At 56.8% G+C, this 24,558-nt stretch carries 20 protein-coding genes and 1 pseudogene; 20 read left to right on the plus strand and 1 reads right to left on the minus strand.

The features are described from left to right. Positions 1-57 precede the first annotated feature (57 nt). The 14 genes from CE153_RS06345 (at position 58) to CE153_RS06410 (ending at position 20,709) form a co-directional block, all read left to right on the plus strand. A complete protein-coding gene (locus tag CE153_RS06345) occupies positions 58-1,554 on the plus strand; it encodes a DUF3375 domain-containing protein (RefSeq protein WP_099595592.1) in 1,497 nt (498 codons plus the stop codon). Positions 1,555-1,643: 89 nt separating this feature from the next. Next, entirely contained in the window at positions 1,644-2,339 is a 696-nt protein-coding gene (locus CE153_RS06350) for a DUF4194 domain-containing protein (protein WP_442861972.1), read from the plus strand. Further along, positions 2,339-5,800: an ATP-binding protein gene (locus CE153_RS06355; RefSeq protein ID WP_099595594.1), complete on the plus strand. Its 3,462-nt coding sequence runs from the start codon at positions 2,339-2,341 to the stop codon at positions 5,798-5,800. Before CE153_RS06350 ends, CE153_RS06355 begins: the two co-directional genes overlap by 1 nt. Before the next feature lie 80 nt (positions 5,801-5,880). Then, entirely contained in the window at positions 5,881-7,002 is a 1,122-nt protein-coding gene (locus tag CE153_RS06360; protein ID WP_236824485.1) for a DUF3322 and DUF2220 domain-containing protein, read from the plus strand. A gap of 79 nt (positions 7,003-7,081) precedes the next feature. Continuing rightward, positions 7,082-10,069 (plus strand): excinuclease ABC subunit UvrA, encoded by a 2,988-nt coding sequence (gene uvrA, locus CE153_RS06365; protein ID WP_180753429.1) that lies wholly within the window; start codon positions 7,082-7,084, stop codon positions 10,067-10,069. Then, the gene (gene uvrC / locus CE153_RS06370; RefSeq protein WP_099595596.1) at positions 10,066-12,384 is read left to right on the plus strand and encodes an excinuclease ABC subunit UvrC; all 2,319 of its coding nucleotides are present in this window, start codon (positions 10,066-10,068) and stop codon (positions 12,382-12,384) included. The genes uvrA and uvrC overlap by 4 nt, the downstream gene beginning before the upstream one ends. A gap of 66 nt (positions 12,385-12,450) precedes the next feature. Continuing rightward, complete coding sequence (locus CE153_RS06375) at positions 12,451-13,395, plus strand: shikimate dehydrogenase family protein (RefSeq protein WP_099595597.1); 945 nt, start codon at positions 12,451-12,453, stop codon at positions 13,393-13,395. Next, positions 13,395-14,330, plus strand: coding sequence for an RNase adapter RapZ (gene rapZ, locus CE153_RS06380; protein ID WP_099595598.1), 936 nt, complete (start codon positions 13,395-13,397; stop codon positions 14,328-14,330). Before CE153_RS06375 ends, rapZ begins: the two co-directional genes overlap by 1 nt. 149 nt (positions 14,331-14,479) lie before the next feature. Next, positions 14,480-15,430, plus strand: a complete 951-nt coding sequence (whiA, locus tag CE153_RS06385) for a DNA-binding protein WhiA (protein WP_099571842.1) — start codon at positions 14,480-14,482, stop codon at positions 15,428-15,430. A gap of 128 nt (positions 15,431-15,558) precedes the next feature. Continuing rightward, complete coding sequence (locus CE153_RS06390) at positions 15,559-16,764, plus strand: phosphoglycerate kinase (RefSeq protein ID WP_099571843.1); 1,206 nt, start codon at positions 15,559-15,561, stop codon at positions 16,762-16,764. Between the two features lie 126 nt (positions 16,765-16,890). Beyond that, positions 16,891-17,685, plus strand: a complete 795-nt coding sequence (gene tpiA, locus CE153_RS06395) for a triose-phosphate isomerase (protein ID WP_099595599.1) — start codon at positions 16,891-16,893, stop codon at positions 17,683-17,685. A gap of 124 nt (positions 17,686-17,809) precedes the next feature. After that, positions 17,810-18,058 carry a preprotein translocase subunit SecG gene (gene secG, locus CE153_RS06400; RefSeq protein WP_099571845.1) on the plus strand — a complete coding sequence of 83 codons (249 nt, stop codon included), beginning with the start codon at positions 17,810-17,812 and terminating at the stop codon, positions 18,056-18,058. A gap of 133 nt (positions 18,059-18,191) precedes the next feature. Continuing rightward, positions 18,192-19,004: an HAD family hydrolase gene (locus CE153_RS06405; RefSeq protein ID WP_099595600.1), complete on the plus strand. Its 813-nt coding sequence runs from the start codon at positions 18,192-18,194 to the stop codon at positions 19,002-19,004. A gap of 169 nt (positions 19,005-19,173) precedes the next feature. Then, positions 19,174-20,709: an aminotransferase class I/II-fold pyridoxal phosphate-dependent enzyme gene (locus CE153_RS06410; RefSeq protein ID WP_099595601.1), complete on the plus strand. Its 1,536-nt coding sequence runs from the start codon at positions 19,174-19,176 to the stop codon at positions 20,707-20,709. Here CE153_RS06410 and CE153_RS06415 read toward each other — a convergent pair. Continuing rightward, entirely contained in the window at positions 20,645-21,307 is a 663-nt protein-coding gene (locus tag CE153_RS06415; RefSeq protein WP_099595602.1) for a hypothetical protein, read from the minus strand. The two genes, CE153_RS06410 and CE153_RS06415, sit on opposite strands and share 65 nt — an antisense overlap. Positions 21,308-21,561: 254 nt before the next feature. On the opposite strand from CE153_RS06415, the gene CE153_RS08870 reads away from it, so the two are divergent. The 6 genes and pseudogenes from CE153_RS08870 to CE153_RS06435 all read left to right on the plus strand — a co-directional run bounded on the left by CE153_RS08870 (position 21,562) and on the right by CE153_RS06435 (position 24,536). Beyond that, a complete protein-coding gene (locus CE153_RS08870) occupies positions 21,562-21,711 on the plus strand; it encodes a hypothetical protein (RefSeq protein WP_014484172.1) in 150 nt (49 codons plus the stop codon). Positions 21,712-21,855: 144 nt separating this feature from the next. Continuing rightward, positions 21,856-22,008, plus strand: a pseudogene (locus tag CE153_RS09025) (helix-turn-helix domain-containing protein); the annotation flags it as partial. 749 nt (positions 22,009-22,757) lie between these two features. Further along, positions 22,758-23,114, plus strand: a complete 357-nt coding sequence (locus CE153_RS09030) for a hypothetical protein (RefSeq protein ID WP_236824495.1) — start codon at positions 22,758-22,760, stop codon at positions 23,112-23,114. After that, a complete protein-coding gene (locus tag CE153_RS06425; RefSeq protein WP_099595603.1) occupies positions 23,111-23,698 on the plus strand; it encodes a WhiB family transcriptional regulator in 588 nt (195 codons plus the stop codon). Before CE153_RS09030 ends, CE153_RS06425 begins: the two co-directional genes overlap by 4 nt. After that, positions 23,689-24,288: a ParA family protein gene (locus CE153_RS06430; protein WP_099595604.1), complete on the plus strand. Its 600-nt coding sequence runs from the start codon at positions 23,689-23,691 to the stop codon at positions 24,286-24,288. Before CE153_RS06425 ends, CE153_RS06430 begins: the two co-directional genes overlap by 10 nt. Then, entirely contained in the window at positions 24,285-24,536 is a 252-nt protein-coding gene (locus tag CE153_RS06435; RefSeq protein ID WP_015439131.1) for a hypothetical protein, read from the plus strand. The genes CE153_RS06430 and CE153_RS06435 overlap by 4 nt, the downstream gene beginning before the upstream one ends. Positions 24,537-24,558: the final 22 nt, after the last annotated feature.

The following is a 24,558-nucleotide window of genomic DNA, read 5'->3' on the forward strand; positions in this document are numbered from 1 at the left end:
GCGTCAAGGCATCGGAACACGTGGAAAGGCGTATTGTTGGCTGAAATCAGACGGGAGATGGAGCGACTCCGATCCGTATACGAAACCGGCGTGCTACGGTTGCTGCTGCGCGCCAATTCCATGCTGTATGTCGCACTGTTGCGATCCACGTTTGACCCGTTGACCGGTGAACTGCCGCGCGAAATCGTAGAAGAGCGGTTCGTACGCAGCCTCAACAGGCTTATCGAAACCGGCGGCCACACGTTGAAAGACGGGCAAACCGCACGCGACGCCGCACATTCGATCCTGCTTGACCTTACCCGCGAGGGGGAGAGCGACTACGCCTGGCTCGCCAATTCCATGGACGTGGCCTCGCATCGCTACCTGTACCGGCTCACCGCGCGAGCGCACCGCGCCATCGAAGCGCTCGATAGGCTTGAAGACACCACGAAAGCGTTGTCCGGCGCGCAGGCCAACAGCATCATCATGGAAATCGAAAACGCGCGCATGCAGTTGACCGCTGATCCGCGTGAACGCATCCGCCTGCTGAAGAAAGACATCGAGGAACGGCAGAAGGAGATCGACGAACTGGAGCATAGCGAGGCTCTGGAGAAGCTCACGTCCGAACAGGTCGGCGACATCATCGGCGTGATTCACAACACCCTGCGTGGCGTGCCCATCGATCTGCGTGAGCTTGCCCTGTCCGAACGGGACAACGGCGACGCGCTACGCCGGCGCATGCAGGCCGGCGCTCTGAGCGTGGAAAGCATCCTCACCGCATACCATGACGAATATCGACGAGCGTTCCGCGAATCCGATAGCGGACGCCGTTTCGAAGACGCGTTCCAGGTCATCGTCACCGACGAGGGCAGGCGCGAAATCGACGATGCAGTGCGAGACATCGCCAGAAACCCGTATTTGGATGGCGAGCCGAGCGTGCTGCTCAATCAGGTGCGTTCCGAACTCAAACGCATCTACGAGGGTATCGAAGACGTGCGCCGGCAGATCCGCACGTCCGATGAGGCGGTCAGCCGTCTTGTACGCCAGCAGACGGACACCAGCTACCGGACCATGCTCGTCAAACTCAACCAGCTGTTCGCGAAGACCAGCGCCGAAGCCAAAGCCAATCCCAACGATCCGTCACGCCCCTACCATACGGGCGCGGGGCAGGCGCAGTTCCAAGCATTGCCGTCACGGCCGGCCAAGTCAATGGCGCGAGCCATATCGTCCAGTCTGAACGACGCTCCAACGGCGACCGTCGAAGCGCCCGACCTCAAGAACATGGTCGAAATATGCGGGCCGCGTCTGACACGCATGATCAGGCTTATTCGCCGCAATCCGGCGACGACATCGGACGGCATGTTCGTGGATCTTGCGGAAAGCTTCAACCGGCTGCCGAAAAACGAACGGAGGGAGAGCGAACTGGTCGGCTTCCTCAGCGCCCTGCGCACGCAGGACGACTCGTCATACGTGACATGGCACTGCGTATCGATCGACGGCAGCGAACGCGTATGGCGCACCAAACCCATTCTCACCACCGAAGCAACGCTCGACGACATCATCGAGGAGAAATAAGCATGACGGACGACATCGAAACCAGCATCGAAGAAGAGACACCGACGGGAAACGAACCGTCGTTCGAAGGATCGGACAGTCCGCAGGCCATGCCCGCGCTGTTCAACGGCGATACCGGCGACATGCCCATCGAGGCGCGCATGGCAGCGATCGCGCTCAAACGCGAACGTTACATCGATGGAAGCCTGTACGACCATGCCTGCGAGCACCGCGAGGCTGTGGAACGTTCGCTCAACAACGACATGCTCAGACTGGTCGACAATACGAAATATCACATCATGTACGCGTCGCCGGTCACCGATTCGGAAACAAGCATCCGTTCGTTGAAAACACGCATGAGCCTGACCCGCGAGGAGGCCGCCACGCTTGCCGCGCTTCGCATCAAGGTGTTGGAATACGAGAACCAGAACGCCGAACCGTGCGATTGGCTCATCAGTTTCGACGACATCCGCGCGCTGCTCGCCACCGGCGCGGGATTCCTCACCGCCAGCAACGACGAGGAGGGCACGGCGAGGAAGATCACGTCCATCGTCTCGCGCATGCGCACCTACGGGTATCTCGCGCCGACCGAGGACGACGACATGTACGTTCTCACGCCCCTGGTGCCCATGGTGCTTGACAGGAATCTTGCCGACCAGTGGCTCGGATCCGGAGCCGCGGACGGGAGCGTACCCGCCGACGACAACGACATTGCCGGTACGGACGACAGGATGACGGCCGGTATGGAACAAGACGCATTCGATTTCAACATCGACGACGACCGTTTCAATGAGGAGGAGCACTGATGGCAGACGGCATGAAGATCGTTTCCGACAGGTGGATGCTGCAAAGCCGACAGATCGTCAACTGGGGCTCATATGGAGGCTGGCATGAATTCCGCCCATCCATGGACGACACCATGCCTGTGACGCTGCTCGCCGGCGCCAGCGAATCAGGCAAATCCACTCTCGTCGACGCGCAGATCTCGCTGCTTTACCCATCCGGAACCCCCTACAATAAGGCGTCGAATTCCGGTCGTTCGGAACGTAACGACTACACCTATCTGCGTGGCATGATCGGCGTGAGCGACAGTGAGAACGGCGAAACGCCGATCTTCCTGCGTGGCAGGGACGCGGACGGCGTTCCGCAGAACATTTGGGGAGCGATCGTCGACACATACGTGAACAAAACCGACGGAGGCCTGCTTTCCTGCGGCAAATTCCTCTATCTGAGCGCCGGAGACGGGCAGGACGGCCTGCGCCGCCGGTATGTCACGTGGAATCGAACCATCGACCCACGGCTCATGGACCAGTACCGCGACACGCCATTCACCCGGTCCATGTTCGAAAAAACCTATCCGGAATGCACCACGCATGCCAACGCCGCGGCTTTCCACGCCTCCGTCTGGCAAGACACGGGATTGAGCGCCGACGCCTGCCGTCTCCTGCATAAAATCCAATCGGCGGACGCACCCTCGAAACTCGACGACATTTTCAAACAGGGCGTGCTCGACATACCGGAATCCATCCCTCTCGCCCGCGAAACCGTCAACGACTACAACCGGTTCAACGAGAACTTCCGCAGCATGGAAGACAAAATGGCCCGCGTCGCCATCCTGCAGAACATTCAGACACGTTACGGCGAATACGCGAAGCAAACCAGCGAACGACGCGAATACGAGCTCATCAATCCTGACAGCGAGCATGGCGGCGAGACGCTGTCCGTATGGGCGTGCTCGCGCATGGCCGGCGAAGTGCGCGCGGGGCTGCCGGCCATGCAACGCAAGGTCAGGGAATCGCAGGAGACCATCGACCGGGCGAAACAACGCGTCGGCGAGCTCAACACGCGAGTCGACGCCATTAAGGAACGCATCCGCGGCATCGACGGCGGCAGCCTGCAGCAGCTCGGCAAAGATCTGCAACGCGTGCGCCAGGACATTGACGAGGCGCGCAGGCAACGACATGCCATAGCCGAACGATTCGAACAGGTCGAATACAGGCTTCCCGATAGCGAGCAAGCATGGGACGCCAAACGCGCCATACTTGCCGAAACGTTTGACACGTATGAGGAACGACTGCGGGATGCGAACGTCAAATTCCGACAATTGGTGGGGGAGCGTCACGACCGGCAGCGCGACCGTGACATCCTACGACGGGACTACCAGCGCAAGCTCGCGCACAAAACACGCATCAGCGACGATATGGACGACGCGCGCACGCTCATCATGCGGGCGACCGGACTGGACGCGTCTGAACTGCCGTATGTGGCCGAACTGATGGACGTGAACGAACAGAATGAACAGTGGCGCTTGGCAATGAACGTCGCCTACGCGCCCATCGCGCAAACCATTCTCGTCGACAAACGCCACGAACAAGGATTCGCGGCGAAGATCAGCGCCATCGACCCGAACCTCATGACGCGCCGCACCTGGCGGTTCGTCGATACCGGCATGCGATACGATTCCTCCAGCAGTGAGGGCTGGATGTCGTCGAAACTGCAGTATCGGGAGGATTCGCCGTTCGTCGGATGGCTGAAAACGCAGACGACGTCACCGCACTTCGACGCGCGTTGCGTTCATGCCATCGACGATTCGAACCGCATTGAACGACAGGTGCAGGCCGATGGTCAGATCAAATCCGGCGACCGTGGATTCCACGGCAGCAAAGGACTGCACCAAGTCATCGGCTTCATGAACGAACAATACTTGGCCGAACTGAAAAACCAGCTCGACAAGGCCGAACGGGCGTTGAACGACGCCGACCGTCAAATCGAACAAATGTCCAACGCCATCAGCCTGCTGCAAGACGAGCATGAGCTCGCACGAATCATAGCCGACATGCCATGGAACAAAATCGACGTGGACGGACTGCAGGAACAGGAAACACGAATCCGCAAGCAGATCGAACGCATCGAAGGCAACCCGGAACTCGGCCAACTACAAGCCGAACTGAAACAGCTCAGCCAACAAGCCACCGCCGAAAACAAAAACCAGTATCAAGCCGAAAACGACCTTGACAACGCCCAACACGCCGTCCAAGCCGAACAATCATGGCTCGACGCCCATGGCAACACCGATTTCGATGACTCCACACTATCCAGCATGGTGTCGAACCTACTCGCCGACGCATACGACAGCTGCTTCGGCGCATCCGTGCACGCGCAAGACCGGCCGAAACTCATCGCAGGCCTCTTCGACCATGAAAACGAAACACCATTCCACACGCGCGTGCTACGCAACATATCACGCATCGCACGCACTCGAATCCAAGAAATCAACGCCAGAGCCAACCAACTGCGCGCTGACACGGAACGCATCATGGACGACTACCTCAAAAACCACTCCACAGACGACAACACCGTCATGGCAAGCGTGGAAGACTACCGATACTTCCTCGACGAACTCAACGAACTCAACATGCTCGTCACCCGCGCAGCAACCGACGAAGAATACGCCAACAGCGTCAAAAAACTCTACATGAGCTTCCAACAGCTCAACCGCGCGCTACGCACCGACGAAGAAAACATCAAAGAACAGCTCAACCGCATCAACAGCATGCTCAAAGAGCAACAATTCGGCCCACGAGGCGGCAGACTATCACTCGACGTGACCTTTAGCCCCACCGACCGCCAATTCGAAACCTCCCTCAGCCGCATCCTGTCAAAACTCGAAGACTGGACACGCAACGCAACCAACAACCCCACAGAAACACGCAAAGCATTCAACAACTGCGAAACATTCATCAACAGACTGAACAACGAACTCGAAAAAATACACGACGCCAACGGCATCAAAGAATACGGCGCACGCAACCTCGACCCACGCGTACGCAGCTCGTTCTACGCAATCGTGCACCACAACAACGCCCCCGACGAACGCATCAGCTCCACCGGAGGAAAATCCGGCGGAGCCCTGCAAGAACTCACCTCATTCGTCTACGGTGCAGCCCTCATCTACCTACTCGGCGGAGACCTCACCGCACACCCCACCTACACCACGCTCTTCCTCGACGAAGCACTCATCAAAGCCGACGGCCGCTACACCAAACGCGCGCTCACCGTACTGCCACGACTCGGCTTCCAAATCATCGTCTCCGCCCCGGAAAGCAAAACCGCGGAAATCCTCAACGTCTCCAACAGAGCATACGTGGCATACAAGGACCCAACCACCGGCAACTCATACCTGCAGGAACTCGACAGCGCGACCATCGCGCAAAACGAAACGCAACCCATCACCAGCGAACAGACAAACCCCGCAACAGAGGCATAACCATGACAACGGCCAGAAGCACCAACAGCGACATCTACAGCCAACTCAACAGATACGTCACCGACTATCTCACCAAGCACATGTATGACGCCAACACCCCCTGGCCATTGCGCAAAATCATCCGACTACCCAGACAAGCCGAACTCGAAACACACTACGCACACATCCGCACCCAAGACGACGCCATCCGCAACTGGGCACAGCACTACCACTGCGAAACCAGCGAGAAAACCAAAATCATCTCCAACGGAATCGTCCGACAAACCAGCCAGCTCATCGACTCAGTCACCATACCCGACCTCGACACGGCCCTCAACATCGCCACACCACAAACATGCAAACTCTACCAACGCGAACACCAACGCGCGCACGCCATCGCCAACCAATTCAACCTCGACGAAAACACCTCCATAAGCATCGCCAAAATCCTCAAAGACCATGACGACACCGACTTCAACCTCATCACACGAGCCGCACACTACTTCGCCGACCACAACACCGAAAACATGACCCCACGCATGATCCCCATCCCCGGATTCAGCGCAAAATGGCTAGGCAACGCAACATCAAACCGCCGCAAAGCAATATGCAAACTCCTCAACCGAGAACAACTGGCTCTCAACGAACGACCCGGCGAAATCCGACTCCGATACCTCGACACACAACACCACAACCAACCAGACCTCATCGTGACACAACCATGGACAAACAACACACCACACGACATCACCCACATCATCATCGTGGAAAACAAAGACACCTACCAAGCCATACCCACAACAGAACACGCCATCTGCATATTCGGCAGCGGACACGCAGCAACCCGAATCAAAACACTACTACCATGGCTCACAACCACACCCAACATCATCTACTGGGGAGACATGGACGCCGACGGCCTCGAAATACTCTCCGAACTACGCGAAACCGGCATCACCTGCGACTCCATACTCATGGACACCAACGCATACAAAACATACGAACCATACGGCACCAAACTCGACACCAAAAACAAACCCCTCAAAACACGCACCCCCAAACCAACACCAAAACTCACATCAAACGAAAGAAACCTATACGAACAACTCTGCACCGGAAAAAACACAACCTACCTACGAATTGAACAAGAACGCATCCCCATCAACGACGCAATAGCAATACTCCACACCCAATACCAATGGAAAACAACACACCACAAATAGAACACCCGTTCGAAATCACAATAAAAAATAAGGTATCCTAAACAACCAGAACCCAAAACACCCACAGCGGAGGCAAGCCGTGACAACCAAACACAACAACACGACAAACGGCGAAACCATAATCGAACGCATACTCACCAGCGACGCATTCCTCACAAAAGAAATCAAAAAAGCCCCCCTCAAACCAAAAAACGGATCACTCACAGCCGACCTCAAACACCTACCCAACGACCTCAAAATCATCATCCAGGGCGCTCGTGAGCATAATCTGAAGAACGTGGACCTTGAGTTTCCACGCAATCGCATGGTGGTGTTCACAGGGTTGTCTGGCTCCGGCAAATCCTCGCTTGCGTTCGACACGCTGTTCGCCGAAGGCCAACGCAGGTATGTGGAGTCACTGTCGGCGTACGCGAGGCAGTTCCTGGGGCAGATGGACAAGCCGGATGTCGATTTCATCGAAGGCTTGAGCCCGGCCGTGTCGATTGATCAGAAGACCACGAATCGTAATCCGCGTTCGACAGTCGGTACGATTACGGAGATTTACGATTACCTGCGACTGCTGTTCGCACGTACGGGCGTTCCACATTGCCCGGAATGCGGCGCGTTGGTAAGTGCGCAGACGCCACAGCAAATGGTGGATGCGCTGCTGCAGTATCCGGAACGTACACGATTCCAGATACTCGCACCGGTCGTTCGCGGGCGTAAAGGAGAGTTCGAGGACTTACTTAATCTGTTACGAGGCGACGGCTACGCGCGCGTGCTGATCGACGGCGAGAAGAAGCAGCTGTCTGACGATATCAAACTTGCCAAGCAGAAGAAGCACACCATCGAAGTGGTGGTGGACCGACTGGTGGTCAAAGACGGCATTCGTCAGCGTTTGACCGATTCCATTGAAACCGCGTTGAAACTCGCCAAGGGTATCGTTGTAGCTGATTTTGTGGATTTGGATGAGAAGGATCCCGGCCGCCGCAAACCGTTTTCCGAGAAACGAGCATGTCCGAACGGCCATCAGCTTGAGCTTGACGAGATCGAGCCTCGTACATTCTCATTCAATGCGCCGTACGGCGCCTGCCCCGTGTGCACCGGCATCGGATACAAGCTGGAGATTGATCCGGAACTAGTGATTCCCGATCCCAGCAAAACCCTGAACGAGAATGCCATCGAACCGTGGGGCATGACCAAAGGCACTGGCGAATATTACCGTCATGTGCTTGAGGGGCTCGGCGATGAGATGGGATTCGATCTTGACACTCCTTGGAAAGATCTTCCGGAGGAGGCTCGTCAGGCCATCATGTATGGGCGCGATTTCAAGGTTCAAGTCTCATATCGTAATCGTTGGGGTCGCATGCGCGAATACTCCACCGGTTTTGAAGGTGTAGTGCGCACACTGATGCGCAGGCACGACGAGACCGATTCCGACCAGATGAAACAGTACTACGAATCGTACATGCGCGAAGTGCCATGCCAGGCATGCCAGGGACGTAGACTTCGCCCTGAGGTATTGGCAGTGACCGTTGGCGGCGAGTCCATCGCCGACGTGTGTGACATGTCCGCCGAGACAAGCCTCGCATGGGCGAACGGCTTGCAACTTGAAGGATCGGCCGCCCAAATCGCAGGCGAAGTTCTGAAGGAGATTCGTGCCCGCCTTGGATTCCTCAACGACGTCGGACTCAACTACCTGACGTTGTCCCGTGCGGCCAAGACCTTGTCTGGCGGCGAGGCACAGCGTATCCGTTTGGCGACGCAGATCGGTTCCGGACTGGTGGGCGTGATGTATGTACTTGACGAACCGTCCATCGGCTTGCATCAGCGAGACAACGAACGCCTGATCACCACGTTGCATCACCTACGCGATCTCGGCAATACGCTGATTGTCGTGGAGCATGATGAGGACACCATCAAGAATGCCGACTGGGTCATCGACATCGGACCGGGAGCTGGCGAGCATGGTGGCGAGGTCATCTATTCTGGCCCCGCAAAAAAGCTCATTGACGCTCCACGCTCGGTTACAGGAGACTATATCGCCGGTCGTAGAAAGATCGAAGTGCCACAGTCCCGACGCAAAGTACGCAAAACCAAACAACTGCGCGTGGTCGGAGCCCGTGAAAACAATCTGAAGGATCTGACGGTTAATTTCCCACTGGGAGTCTTCACCTGCGTGACGGGTGTTTCCGGTTCCGGCAAGTCCACTTTGGTCAATCAGATTCTGTATCCGGTGCTTGCCGACAAACTTAACGGCGCACGCATCGTGCCCGGCAAGCATACCCGGGTGGAAGGCGTGGACCAGTGCGACAAAGTGATCCACGTCGATCAGAACCCGATTGGGCGTACCCCTCGTTCCAATCCGGCCACCTATACCGGAGTATGGGACAAAATCCGCACGTTGTTTGCTAAGACTCCCGAAGCTCAGGTACGCGGATATGGTCCAGGACGTTTTTCGTTCAATGTCAAGGGCGGACGGTGCGAAGCCTGCCACGGCGACGGCACGCTGAAAATCGAAATGAACTTCCTGCCGGACGTGTACGTGGACTGCGAGGAATGCCATGGCAAACGTTACAATCGCGAAACGCTGGAAGTGAAATACAACGGCAAATCCGTTGCCGATGTGCTTGACATGCCAATCGAAGAGGCTGCCCAGTTCTTCAAGGCCTATCCTTCCATTTCTCGCTATCTCGACACGCTCGTTCAGGTGGGCCTGGGATATATCCGACTCGGACAGCCAGCTCCAACGCTTTCCGGAGGCGAATCGCAGCGAGTGAAACTTGCCACGGAATTGCAACGAAGGTCTACGGGTAAAACCGTATATATTCTTGATGAACCTACCACAGGCTTACATTTTGAAGATGTGCGCAAACTACTGCTTGTCCTGCAGGGATTGGTAGACAAAGGCAATACCGTCATCGTTATTGAACACAATCTCGATGTGGTCAAATCGGCTGACTGGCTTATTGATCTTGGCCCAGAGGGCGGAGATGGAGGCGGCACTATCGTTACTGAAGGCACGCCGGAACAGGTGGCGCAGTGCGAGCGGTCCTGGACCGGCAAATTCCTTAAGGACATGCTGTGAGCACACCCATTGAACGTCACAGTCCGGAAGTTTGGCGCAAAACCGCCGAGCAGATGAACGTTGACAGCAGCGATACCGTAAGGAGTGCCCTTTCTGACGGAAATGCGCCTTCCTGCGGAAGAGTTAACAAGAATGGCGCGCCTCTGCTGGGGGATTCGCGCGACCTGTTTCGTCCGAAAACATCCGATATTCCGGCACAGCCGGGCGTCTATAAGTGGCGAGACGGCGAAGGCAGGGTCATTTATGTGGGCAAGGCCAAAAACCTGCGCAACCGTTTGACCAACTACTTCCAGCCGTTGTATCAGCTGCATCCGCGTACCCAGACCATGGTGCTTACGGCACGCAGCCTGGAATGGACGGTCGTAGGTACCGAACTTGAGTCATTGACATTGGAATACACGTGGATCAAAGAGTTTGATCCACGATTCAACGTCGTGTTCCGAGACGACAAAACCTACCCGTATTTGGCGATTTCATCCTCAGAGCGCGTGCCGAGGGTGTGGGTGACCAGAAGCCGCAAACGTCGTGATACCAGATATTTCGGCCCCTATGCCAAGGTATGGGATTTGCGGCATAGTCTTGATCGTCTGCTGAAAACCTTCCCCGTGCGCACCTGTTCGCAAAACGTCTATCACAAGGCGGAAGTTACCCGGCGCCCATGCCTGTTGGCTTCGATCGGCAAGTGTTCGGCACCTTGTGTCGGGCGCATCAGTGCAGCGGAACACCGGAAAATGTGCGAGCAGCTCGTCGGCGTGCTGACCGGTCGCATCGGCAAATCGTATATCGCACAGCTCACTCGCGAAATGAAAGAAGCAAGTGCTGAACTTGAGTTTGAAAAGGCAGCACGATTGCGTGATCAAATCCAAATGCTGTCCACGGTGGTCGAGCAGAATGCCGTAGTGTTCGATTCCGATGTCGATGCCGACTTTTTCGGCGTCGAATCGGATGAGCTGGAAGCATCCGTGCATGCGTTTTACGTGCGTGCCGGTTCCATTCGCGGAGAACGCAATTGGAGCGTGGAACGGGTTGAGGATGTGACAGACGAGGAGCTGATCGCCGACCTCATCGTACAAGTGTATTCGGAAACCGCGGGGGATACATCCAATGCCCCCCAGTCAACTGTCGTCACCGAACAACGTAATGCCATCGGATCAACGCAAACCGTGACTGCGACCAATGCTTTGGCGCGCGCACAGGCAACACGAGAACGCAATGAACGTCAGGGGCAGACTGGTCGTGCGGATTTGCTCGCTCCTATCTCTCCGGTGCCGCGTGAGGTGATCGTTCCCATCGAGCCAGCCCGGCGTGAGGAGTTGGAATCGTGGCTCAGCGGACTGCGCGGCGGTGCCGTGAGCATTCGCGTGGTCAGCAGGGGAGATAAAAAGCAACTCCTGGACCGTGCCAACGACAATGCCAAGCAGTCGATGCAGCGCAGCAAAATGAGCCGTATCAGCGATATGGGTGCCCGCACTACGGCCATGAATGATGTCGCCAAGGCGCTTGGGCTTGAACAGGCACCGTTACGTATCGAATGCTACGACATTTCCAATACCGTTGGTGGCGCGTTCCAGGTCGCTTCCATGGTAGTGTTCGAGGATGCGATCGCCAAGAAGTCGGAATATCGTCGTTTCGCCATTCGCGGCGCGGACGGGCAAGGCGCGCTTGACGATTTGAGCGCATTGTATGAGACGCTGACACGTCGATTCCGGCATGGCAATATCGCAGGCGATTCCGGCGAAAGCATGGACAACGAACGACGAGCATCCGAACAGGGCGAGGAGCCGTCGGTGCAGCAGAACGTCAACCGTCATCATTTCGCCTATAAGCCGAATCTCGTGGTAGTTGACGGTGGCAAACCGCAGGTCATGGCGGCAGCGAAAGCACTTGAGGATTGCGGCGTGGATGATGTGGCCGTCTGTGGATTGGCGAAACGTTTGGAAGAGGTATGGGTTCCGGACGACGATTATCCAATCATCCTCAAACGTCAGTCCGAAGGCATGTATCTGCTGCAACGTGTTCGTGACGAGTCGCATCGTTTCGCCATTACCTACCATCGCCAGACACGAAGGAAAGGTGCATTGCGTTCCGCATTGGACGATATTCCCGGCGTCGGAGAGGCGTATCAGAAGCGTCTGCTGAACCATTTTGGTTCGGTTCGTGCCATGCGAGAGGCGAATGTCGAGGATTTCGAGCAGGTCAAAGGCGTTGGGAAAGCCAAAGCCGAAGCCATTTATCAGGCGTTGCACGCCCATGACGGGCAGCGACCGACGGAAGATGCAGTTTCGTCGAATAGCCCGAAGGATGGAATGGATTAGGATTGAGTAGCGGAAAAAGATAATCGAATTGCTAGCATGATGACGGTGAGTATTAAGGGAGGGAATATGACTGAGGTCAATCATCGGTGCGCGGTTTTGGGCAAGCCGATCGCGCATTCGTTGTCTCCAGTGCTGCACAATGCCGCTTATCAGGCGTTAGGACTTGATGATTGGGCGTACGACAAGCATGAAGTAGGAGAGCCCGATCTTGAAGGTTTTCTCGAATCGCTTGACCCGACTTGGGCTGGTCTCAGTCTGACCATGCCATTGAAGAAAACAATCCAACCGTATGGTACGCCCTGCAATATGTGGGCGAAGGAACTTATGGTAGTCAACACCGCGGTGTTCGATTGGAACGGGACCTGCGTCAACGGCAATCCGAATCTTCCCGCCATCAAGCTGTATAACACGGATGTGCGAGGCATCGAGCTCGCTTTCGAACACTCGTATCAGGCGCGCAGGACGAAACCGAAGACGGACCGTTCGGGAACGGCCGTAATCATCGGCAACGGCAACACGGCGACGTCAGCGTTGGCCGCGTGCGTTGAATCCCCCGCAATCGGACATGTCATCGTCGTAGCTCGCCATCCCGAAAAGAATACCGCTCTCAAACCTCTTGCCGAACGATATTTGCCGTCGGAACGCCCGATAACCATTGTCGGAATGGATCATGCTGTTGAGGCGTTACGCCATGCAGATATGGCGGTAAACACCATCCCTGGTCTGGCTGCGGACAGTATCGCCGAAGCTTTGGAAACGTCAAATGCGAACATGGGTGGAACATTGCTTGATGTCGTGTACGATCCACGTCCTACCAAACTGGTGCAAGCTTGGCGTCAAAGGGGAGGAACCGCCATCGGCGGCGAGGAAATGCTATTGTACCAAGCAATGGTGCAGGTTTGCCTGATGACGGGAATCTGGAATAATGATCCGCCGAGTGGCATGATTAATCAGGACCGCACCGCGCGGTTGGAACAAGCCATGCGCATCGCACTTGAGGAGGCTCTGTGATGACACAGGAAGATATCGACGCACAAGCGAATGGCACGCATGCCAGCGCTCCTTCGCCTGCCGAAGGTTTTGAAGTATTGCTAATCACCGGCATGAGTGGTGCGGGGCGATCACATGCGGCCAACAGTATTGAGGATATGGGCTGGTATGTGGTCGATAACATGCCTCCCAAACTGTTGGTGCCGCTGGTCGACATGATGATGACCACCGGATCCAACATCCATAAGCTTGCGGCAGTCGTGGATGTGCGTTCCCGCGATTATTTCGCCGATCTGTCCGCAGTGCTCAGCCATTTGGATGATCTTGGTGTGAAAACACGCATCCTGTTCCTCGACGCCAGCAACGAGGTGTTGATCAAACGATACGAATCCGTACGCAGGCCGCATCCGTTGCAACAGGGCAACCGGCTGATCGACGGCATTCTCGAGGAGCGTGACCTTCTTGAGAATCTCAAGGAGCGTGCGGACATCGTCATTGACACGTCGTCGTTGAGCATCCATCAGCTGTCCACGAAACTATATGAGGCCATGCTTGGATCTGGGCCGACCACGGTTTCCGTACACATCTTCAGTTTCGGTTTCAAATATGGTATTCCCATCGACGCCGATTTTGTCGCCGACGTGAGATTCCTGCCGAACCCATTCTGGGTTCCGGAGTTGCGTTCGCTCACCGGACGAGACAAGGCAGTCAGCGATTACGTGCTTTCCAGCGAAGGTGCCGCCGATTTCCTTGACGCATACGAAAAAGCGATTGCGATTGCGATCGAAGGGTATGCGCAGGAAGACAAGCATTATGTGACGATTGCAATCGGTTGCACCGGAGGACAGCATCGTTCCGTTGCGATGAGCGAGGCCTTGGCCAAGCGACTGCGTGCGAGGGGGCTATCGGTTTCCGTTTCCGCACGTGAGCTTGATAAGCGGTCAGCGGAAAAATGATCGTATTATGAGAAAATAGTGTCCATATATAAAGAAATCAAGCTGTGATTGTCCAAGATATTCGGTATCACAGTAAGCCGTGGCGGTGCGGAGTGATTCCGCGACTCGCCTGAAATTTAGGGAAGAACAGCAAGGTAGGAGGTTGGCTCTTGGCTCTTCTGGATGACGTCAAAAGCGAGCTGTCCGCAATCGACAATGAATTGCCAATCGCCAAAAAGGCACAGGCTACGGCAATGATTCGGTTCGGCAATGGTTTGCACTCGGTGGATCACCACATTCTTGTGCAGGTGCAGCTCGACTCCCAAGATGCGGCCACTTGGCTGCAAGACACCATCAAGAACCTGTATGGCCACGAAGCCACGCTCACTCCTGTCTCTAGGCAAACGCCGACCGGTACGGTGCAGCGTTATGTGATCCGCGTGCCGAAGGGCAGTGCGGCACTTGTGCTGCAGACCGGTCTATACAGTCGCTACACGAAGAACATGGTGCTTGGCCTGCCGAGCGATATCGTCAACGGCAAGATCGCGCAGATCAAAGCTGCATGGCGTGGCGCGTTCCTTGCGAACGGCCGCCTGTCCGACCCGGGCAAGGCCAGCTATCTCGAGATCGTATGCCCGAACCATGAGGCCGCTCTGGCGCTAGTTTCCACTGCACGACGCTTGGGCATCACCGCCAAGCCACGTAAGCTGCGCAGCTCCGAGCGCGTGACCCTGCGTGACCCTGATGCCATCGAACGCATGCTCATCCTTATGGGTGCCCCGCGTTCAGCACGCGAATGGACTGGAAAGCGTTCCGACGGCGAAGCGCGAGGCAAGGCGAACCGTTTGGCCAACTTCGATGACGCCAACATGCGCCGCAGCGCCAAGGCGGCCGCGGAAGCATGTGATAAGGTGCATCAGGCATTTGAAATCCTCGGCGACGATATTCCCGATAACCTCAAGTCTGCGGGCCAGCTCCGTCTCGATCATGCGGATGCGTCGTTGGAACAGCTGGGACGTTTGGCCGATCCTCCGATTACCAAGGATGCCATCGCCGGTCGCATTCGCCGACTGCTGCAGCTCGCCGAAAAAACCGAGAAGGCGCGCCGACAGTCGGTCTGATTGAGTTTTTGCACGAAACACCATGCCTGTTTTCGAACAGCATGGTGTTTTTGTTCGTTTGAGCTTGTATTATTCGTAAATGGCAATATGGCCATTCCACGCTTACAAGCGGCTAGGAAAGGATATACATGAAGACACTCAAGGATCTTGGAGATCTCAAGGGCAAGCGCGTTCTCGTTCGCGCTGATTTCAACGTTCCGCTGGACGGCACCACGATTACCGATGACGGTCGCATCAAGGCCGCTCTGCCGACCATCAAGGCTCTGCGCGAAGAAGGCGCAAAGGTCATTCTGATGGCCCACCTCGGCCGCCCGAAGGGCAAGGTCGTTCCGGAACTGTCCCTCGCTCCGGTCGCCGCTCGTCTTGGCGAGCTGCTCGGTATTGAGGTTCCGCTGGCTGAAGACACCTACGGCGAAGACGCTCAGGCCAAGGTCGCCGCAATGAACGATGGCGATGTCGTGCTGCTGCAGAACGTGCGCTACAACCCGGAAGAAACCAGCAAGGATCCGGAGGAGCGTTCCGCTTACGCCAAGAAGATCGCAGCTCTCGGTGAAGCGTTCGTGTCCGACGGTTTCGGCGTCGTTCACCGTGCGCAGGGCTCCAACTACGACGTTGCAGCTGATCTGCCGGCAGCCGCCGGCCTGCTGGTCGAGAAGGAAGTCAAGGCTCTGTCCCGCGCCACCGTCGAGCCGGAGCGTCCGCTGACCGTCGTGCTTGGCGGTTCCAAGGTTTCCGACAAGCTCGGCGTGATCGAGAACCTGCTTGACAAGGCCAACCGTCTGGTCATCGGCGGTGGTATGGTCTACACCTTCCTCAAGGCTAAGGGCCTCGAGGTCGGCACTTCCCTGCTGGAAGAGGATCAGGTCGAAACAGTCAAGGGCTACATCGATCGTGCCGAGCAGAACGGCGTTGAGCTCGTACTGCCGACCGACATCGTGGTGAACCCGGTTTTCCCGAAGTCCGATGAGGACATCGCTCCGGAAGTCGTGGCAGCCGATGCCATTCCGGCCGACAAGATGGGTCTGGACATCGGTCCGGATTCCCAGAAGCTCTTCCACGACAAGATTGTGGATTCCAAGACCGTCGTGTGGAACGGCCCGATGGGCGTGTTCGAGGTTCCGGCATTCGCAGCCGGTACCAAGGCCGTGGCTCAGGGCTTGGTCGACGCAACCGCAGCTGGCGCGTTCACCATTGTCGGTGGCGGTGACTCCGCTTCCGCAGTGCGCAACCTCGGCTTCCCGGAGGATGGCTTCTCGCACATCTCTACCGGTGGCGGCGCTTCCCTCGAGTTCCTTGAGGGCAAGGAACTGCCGGGCCTGAAGGTGCTCGACTAATTGCTTAACGCATAATCTGGAGGTGCTCCCTTATCGACAAAGGTGGGGGAGCACCTCTTGTTTTCACTAAACCGAAATTACGGCGTACTAACACTGAATGAAATAAGAACGGAGACGGGCAAACACATGGCATCGCAACGAATTCCACTGGTCGCCGGCAATTGGAAGATGAACTTCGATCATCTTGAAGCCACCTATTTCGTTCAACAGCTCGCATGGAAACTTCGTGACATCCATTTTGACTACCGCCATTGTGAAATCGCATTGATGCCGTCCTTCACATCGTTGCGCAGCGTGCAGGTGTTGGTCGAATCTGACAATTTGAAGGTTCGCTACGGCGCACAGGCTGTTTCCGTAACATCGCAGGGCGCGTTCACCGGAGATGTGTCTGCCGATATGATCGCTCACCTTGGCTGTTCGTATGTAATTGTCGGCCATTCTGAACGCCGTAAATACCATCCGGAAGATGACGCGAACATCGTGGACCAGGTACGCGCTGTTTTGGCGGCCGGCATGCAACCGATTCTTTGCGTTGGCGAAAGCTATGAGGAACGTCGCAAAGGCATTGAGCTTGATTTCGCCGTGGGGCAGGTGCATGACGTCACGCGCGATCTTTCCGACGAGGAGGCATCGCGTCTGATAGTAGCGTATGAGCCGGTATGGGCCATCGGCACCGGAATGGTGGCCACTCCACAATCCGCTCAGGACGCGGCCAAAGCGATTCGGGATGATCTGTCTGCGACTTTCGGAATACATGTGGGAGAGGCTGTGCGCATTCTGTATGGAGGCTCCGTATCTTCAAAGAATGCCGAAGAATTGATTGGCGAGCCCGATGTGGACGGATTCCTTATCGGCGGCGCCGCGCTGAATGTGGATGAGCTCACCAGAATCTGCCAGCTCACCATGAATGCGACGGTATGATGTTCGCGGAATAATGTTTTTATCGAGTTGATCTTTCAAGGTACGGTCATTATTCGATTTTCTCAATACCTTGCGCTATTGTTAACGACAGTGTTTACGAACTGGAGGTTCACTCGTGTCCGCTATGGCCATCGTCAAGCTTGTGCTGCAGATTATTCTTGTTATTTTCAGCCTCTTGCTCACCCTGTTGATTCTTATGCACAAGGGTAAGGGTGGCGGTCTGTCCGATATGTTCGGCGGCGGCCTCACCCAGAATGCGGGTTCCTCTGGCGTCGCCGAAAAGAACCTGAATCGTTGGACTGTCATCATCGCAATACTGTGGGTCGCCATCATTATCGCCCTCGGTCTGATGACGAAATTCAACCTCATCTGATTGGCTTTTTGCTTCGGCCCATGACTGTAATCCAGCCATGGGCCGAAGTGTTTCTATCGTAGTATTGGCTGCAACATACGAGCGAAGGATTGATTTGACGTCTTTGAAAATCGAGAAAACCCAAGAAACCACGATGGTTGTCGCGGATTTGGACGGTACCTTGCTGCATGATGGTGAAACATTCGAGGAACGTTTTCTCACACAACGTTCCATCGATGTGATTAACCGCATGCACGATAATGGCGTGACTTTCGCTGTGGAAACGGCACGTCCGGTCAGCACAGGCTTTTCGTTCGTGGAAAAACTGCCGGTTGATGCCGTCGCCTATCTCAATGGAGCATTGATCGATTTCAATCCATCTTCATCAAATTATGAAATGCTTACTTCGCCGATACTGCCGGAAGATGGCCATCTTAAGAAAATCGGGTTCTCCTCACAGCGAGCATGCGAAGTCTGCAAGAATCTGTTGACTGAACTGCCCGGCATGGAAGTCGGCATTGTCATGGATGATGTGAGATACACCAATTTCGACGTTACGAAATACTGGAAAACACAGACTTGGCGATACACTGACTTCGACGATGTTCCTGAAGGTATTGCCGATAAGCTCATTATCTTCCCTAACGATGAGCAGTGGAATCAGGTCGGTTCTCTTGTGCCCAGCGACTTTGATGTTCACATCTCTGAGGGATCGCTGTGGATGTTAATGAATCCTCAAGCCAACAAGGAACATGCATTGGATCTGCTTGCAGAGCATTTTGAGACGCCAATAAGCAAAACCGTCTCATTCGGCGATGATTTGGTCGACATTGCCATGCTATGTAAATCCGGCAGGGGAGTGGCGGTAGCGAACGCCAATCCGGATGTGTTGAACATCGCAGATGAAATCTGCCCATCCAACAACGATGACGGTGTGGCACAGTGGATTGAAGATAATCTATTGTGACGTCTCGCAATGTTCAAGAGTTACATGAGTTGAACTTCATGAATTGAACTTTTTTTGCAAAGGGATGCGAAATAGTTACATTTCGATATTGAACTTCCGTGATTTCAATAGGCGGCTTGTGCTAGGATTTGAACTAGTATTTGACGAGAATTGAACTGGGAGGACTGGTATGACAGAATCATTCTCCAGCCGGTTGAACGCCGCAATGGCGTTCCGCAATGTCAAACAAATTGACTTTGTGCATGCGGCTGAGAAGTTCAATATCAAACTTGGTAAAAGTCATATGAGTCAGTACGTGAGCGGCAAAACCGTGCCACGTGCCGATATCGCCCATTTTCTTGCGGCTTTTCTGCAGGTCAATGAGGATTGGCTGATGGGAAAGGACGTTCCCATGGAGCAGAACCCCGCCGCCTTGCCTGCAATCGAGTCTGATGAAACCCGACATGATAGCAATCCTGCATCAGCGCAATCAAAAGAAGGAAAGACTATGCGCACCTTTGCGAAATCCCATAAGCTCGACAATGTGCTCTACGACGTTCGTGGTCCGGTGGCGGACGAGGCGGCACGCATGGAAGCAGCGGGAACGCATATTCTGAAACTCAATATCGGCAATCCTGCGCCATTCGGATTCCGGACTCCGGATGAAGTTGTGTATGACATGGCGCAACAGCTGCCTGAGACCGAAGGATATTCACCGTCCAAGGGCCTGTTCTCGGCACGCAAAGCCATCATGCAGTATGCACAGCTCAAGAATATTCCGAATGTCTCCATCGATGATATCTTTACTGGCAATGGCGTCAGCGAGCTCATCAACCTGTCGCTGTCCGCATTGTTGGACAACGGCGACGAAGTGCTAGTGCCTTCGCCGGACTATCCTCTGTGGACCGCCTGCGTGAATTTGGCCGGCGGCACCGCCGTGCATTATATCTGTGACGAGGGATCCGAATGGTATCCCGATATCGACGATATCCGCTCTAAAATCACGGATAAGACCAAAGCAATTGTCATCATCAATCCAAATAATCCGACCGGAGCGCTTTATCCGAAGGAACTGTTGCAGCAGATTGTCGACATTGCCCGGGAACATCAGCTCATTATTTTCTCCGATGAGATTTATGATCGCCTAGTCATGGATGGGTTGGAGCATATTTCCATCGCATCGCTGGCTCCGGACCTGTTCTGCGTGACGTTCTCCGGTCTGTCAAAGTCGCATATGATTGCCGGATACCGCATTGGATGGATGATACTTTCCGGCAACAAGCGTATTGCAAAGGATTACATCGAGGGCCTAAACATGCTGGCGAACATGCGTATGTGTTCGAATGTTCCTGCTCAGTCGGTGGTGCAGACCGCTTTGGGTGGGCATCAGAGTGTCAAAGACTACATCAAGCCAGGTGGCCGCGTGTACGAGCAGCGCGAACTGGTCTATCGGATGCTCAATGAAATTCCCGGCGTTACCGCAGTTAAGCCGAAGGCGGCGTTCTATATCTTCCCGAAGCTAGACGTCAAAAAGTTCAATATTCACTCTGACGAGCAGTTCGCGTTGGACCTGCTGCATGACAAGCATATTCTAATCAGTCATGGCGGTGCGTTCAACTGGCAGAATCCAGATCATTTCAGGGTAGTATATCTGCCGCGTATCACGATGTTGAAGGAAACCATAGGTGAGATCGCTGATTTCTTGAGTACATATCATCAGGCATGATGACCTTGGTTGTTTGAAGGACATTCATGGGGTGAAGCGCGCGCAGTATCGCGACGCTCCACCCCAAAATATTTATAGTCACATTGACCATAAATGGGGTTACGATGGCTCTGGCCTTAGGGTCGAGCAATCGTTCCGTCGTGAATTCGCAACGATCATACCCTCTCTGGGGGTACCGATTTGCTCCTGTCGCCATCATTGTGATTCGGCAGGAGCCTTTTGTTTTCAACGGGTTGCACCTGCCGGCGATGTGGCGTGCCTGGAGCATCGAGGTCAGCGCTGCCACCAACGATGCACCTTTGCCCTCGTTCGTGTTCGTGTCGTCGTTGTTGACGATGTCGTACAGCGTGTCGTCGAGCAGTTCGGCCGGCGGCATGCCCAGGGTGACGGCCGCGGCCGCGATGGCGTTGAGATCCCATGCGGCGTCGAGGTTCATTCTGGCCGATATGGTGGCCTTGGTCACGCCGGTCGCCTCGCACAGGGCCTGCTGTTCGAGTTCTTCCTTGGCCAGGTGCAGGCGCACGTTCCACGCGGCGACTTCCCGCAGGCGTTCTCCCAATTCGATTGCCTGTGTCCTTGCCGTGGTGTTGCCGGTCATGTCCGTTCCTTTCGTTTGCGTGCCCTTGGGGGTTTGTGCGCACCATGCTATGGGCGGCGCGCTTGGTTGTGCAATACGACCGCCTCCCCGGTTCGGTCTGGTCGAACTGGGCCAGGAAAAACATGGGAAACGAAAGCGCTCCGCACCGTGTTGGCGCTTGGTGCGGGACTGATCGACAACCTTGGGCGGGATTCCGAGCGATTCAAGTGACAAGAGTCCCGGGATTCGCCCTCCATTGAAAGAGAGTTATCGCAATGACCAATCCTACCATCGCTTCCGCCCCGCGTGCGGCGGGAGCCATGAAAACCATCCCGTCGCTGCGTGTGCGGATCGCCCGCGCGCACCTGCTGGCGGTGCTGCTGCATCCCGCGCGCTCGTCGCGCCGTCGTCGCCGGAGCGCCTGAGATGGGCCGGGCTGTGGCGGCGGTGGCCGTCGTCGCAATCGTCGTGTGTCTGCTGGCGGTGTGGGCGTTGTGCCGCGCGGCCGCGTTGGGCGACCGCATCGGCGAACGGCTCCATGATGCCAGGGGTCGCGAGGAGGATGCGCGATGAGCGGGCCGGCGGAGCAGTGGGCGTGGCAGTTGCAGGACGAGCGGCTGAGCCTGTCGGAGAAGTTCGTGTTGGTGTATCTGGCGCGAAGGGCGTATTACGACGACGGGTGCGGCGCGTGGCCGTCGGTCAACACCATCGCGGCACATTGCCATTGCACGCGCCGTTCCGTGCTGCGCGCGTTGAAACGCTTGCAGGAGCTGGGCTACTTGCGCGAGGGTGACCAGGAGCTGGCCGCGCGCAATCCCCGCAGCCACGAGCCCATCCCCAGGGGGCATCGTTCCAAGGTGTGGGACGTGGTGATGAAGGGCGCGCAGACCGAGCCGGAGGATATCACCGATCCCGGCGAGACCGACGCAGGCAAGGACGTTCCAGCGAAACCCAGTACAGCCGAACCATCGCGGAGCAAGGAGTGCGCGCGGGGTGACATGGCGTCACCTGACACAGTGTCACCTGACACAATGTCACCCCGAGGCGATCCAGCCGGTGAGGTGACATCCTGTCCGAAGAGAGGTGACATGGTGTCACCCAATAGACAAGTGATAACCAATGCTCCCCTTGTCCCCTACGGGGACATTCCCCTCGCCGGGGAACAACCCGAGGAGGAGCGAAGCGAGCGTGATGCACCGGATTGGCGTCTGGCGCTGCCTCCCAAGGGCGTACGCGATCCGCTGTGGACGCCAGGGGCGGAGGATGCGGACGAGCGGGTACGTTCCCGGGCCCTGCAGGAGGTTCGCGTGCTAACGCTGATCCATGACCGTGTGGCAGCCATCGACCCGAAGTCCGCCAGGCCAGCGTCGATGCGCGACCGGCGCAAGGTCCACGAACTGCTGACGGAACGCTCTCTGGCGGAGGTCGAGACGATCCTTGACTGGGCGTATGGCAACCCGCGCTGGATCTCATGGCTGGTGGACGGCACGATGGTCGAACGCTGCTTGGCGCACAGGTCAGCCTCGACATGCGCGCCAAGCAGGCACGAGGGCCACAGCGTTCCGGTAGTCATACCACCGCTGCCGAGCTCACGCCGGTCCATGATCCCGACCGGCCGGTGGCGGTCAGCTCGGGGCTGGCCTGGCGGGTGCCGGTCTACGGCGGCGGCATCCTGTCGGTCGCGTTATGCCAAGCGCACCTCGACGGCGAAGCCGGACAGGCCGAGTGCCCGGTGTGCGCCTATGACCGGCGCAACCAAGCCACCCACGCCATCGGTCTGGACCAGGCCGAGCACGCCGAGGAATCCCACGAGGAGGCCAAGTCATGACCGGCATGACGGAAGCCATGCCCCGTTCGCCGGAGGCGTGGAAGAGCATGGGATGCTGCGCGGATTTCCCGCAGCCGTGGGCCGACCTGATGTGGGGTCTGGAGTTCGAGGACACGCATCCCTTGGCCCGCGTGTTCCGGCAGGCGGGCGCATCGGTATGCGAGCATGACTGCCCGGTGAGGGCCGAATGCCTAGCCTACGCCGGTGCCGCCGGCTTGGAATGGGGCTTGTACGGCGGCCGCTCGTGCACCGACCGCCGTCAGATCGCCCGCCTGGCGAAGGCCGACGGCGTGCCCTGCCGCGACCGCACGGTGCCCTGGGCCCGCCGCTGGGGCCTGTTCGCCGACTGGATCCAAGCCCATCCCGAGGTCTTCGACACGGCCCGGGACAAGGCCAGCATGGAATGCGGGCAACGCCGATGGCGCGCCGCAGGCCGCGCCCAGCCCGGAGACGGGCCACATGACCGTCAAACCATCATGCAAGCAGACAATCAAACAATCCGACAACCAAGCAATCAAACAATCAACCATGCCGATGATCCGGCGAATGGTCCCGAATCCAAGGAGGAAGCATCATGCGAGTAGCGTTGGCGAACGCAAAGGGCGGGGCGGCCAAAACCACCAGCTGCATCTATCTGGCCGCCGTGCTGGCCCGGCGCGGCATCGAGGTGGCAGTCTACGACGCGGACCCGCAGTCCAGCGCCAGCCTATGGGCGGCCGCCGCCGAACAGGCGGGAGACCCGCTACCATTCGACGTGCTGCCGGCCAACATGGCCACCCTCGCCCACCTGGGCGGCGCCCCGGCCACAAAGGAATGGTCGATCATCGACGCCCCTCCGCAAGGCCCGCTGCTCGACAAGACGCTGGCCGTGGCCGATTTCGTCATCCTACCCACCTCGGACTCGCCGATGGATCTCCAGCAGGCATGGGACACGCTCGACCGCGCCCGACATGCCACCAGGGCGGCCCTGCTGCCGGTGCGCGTCGAGGCGAACACCAACGCCTGGGCCCAGACCCTAGCCACGTTGGAGCAAACCGACACCGCGCGCTTCGACACCTTCATCGCCAAACGACAACCGATCAAGACCTCGCTCGGCATGAACCCCAAACAACTGTACGAATACCGGGAACTGGCCGACGAACTGACGCGCATCGCCAAGGAGGAACTGGCATGAAAGGCAACTACCAGCCACTGCCCCGACCCGTGCCCTTCGACAAAGTCCTCGACCAACAGGCCGAAGACAAACAACCCACCGGGAAGAACAACGCCGGCGAACCGCTGGTCATGCTCTCCCTGCGCCTGCCCGTCCGGCTGAAGAACCGCCTCAAAATCGCCGCCGCCGAACACGGCACGCCATGCAACAGATCCTGCGCCACGCCATCGAACACGAACTCGACCGACTCGCCAGCAACGACTGAATAAGGGACACCGTACATGCCGAGAT

This window comes from Bifidobacterium sp. N4G05, from assembly GCF_002742445.1.
GTDB classification, from domain to species: Bacteria; Actinomycetota; Actinomycetes; order Actinomycetales; family Bifidobacteriaceae; genus Bifidobacterium; species Bifidobacterium hominis.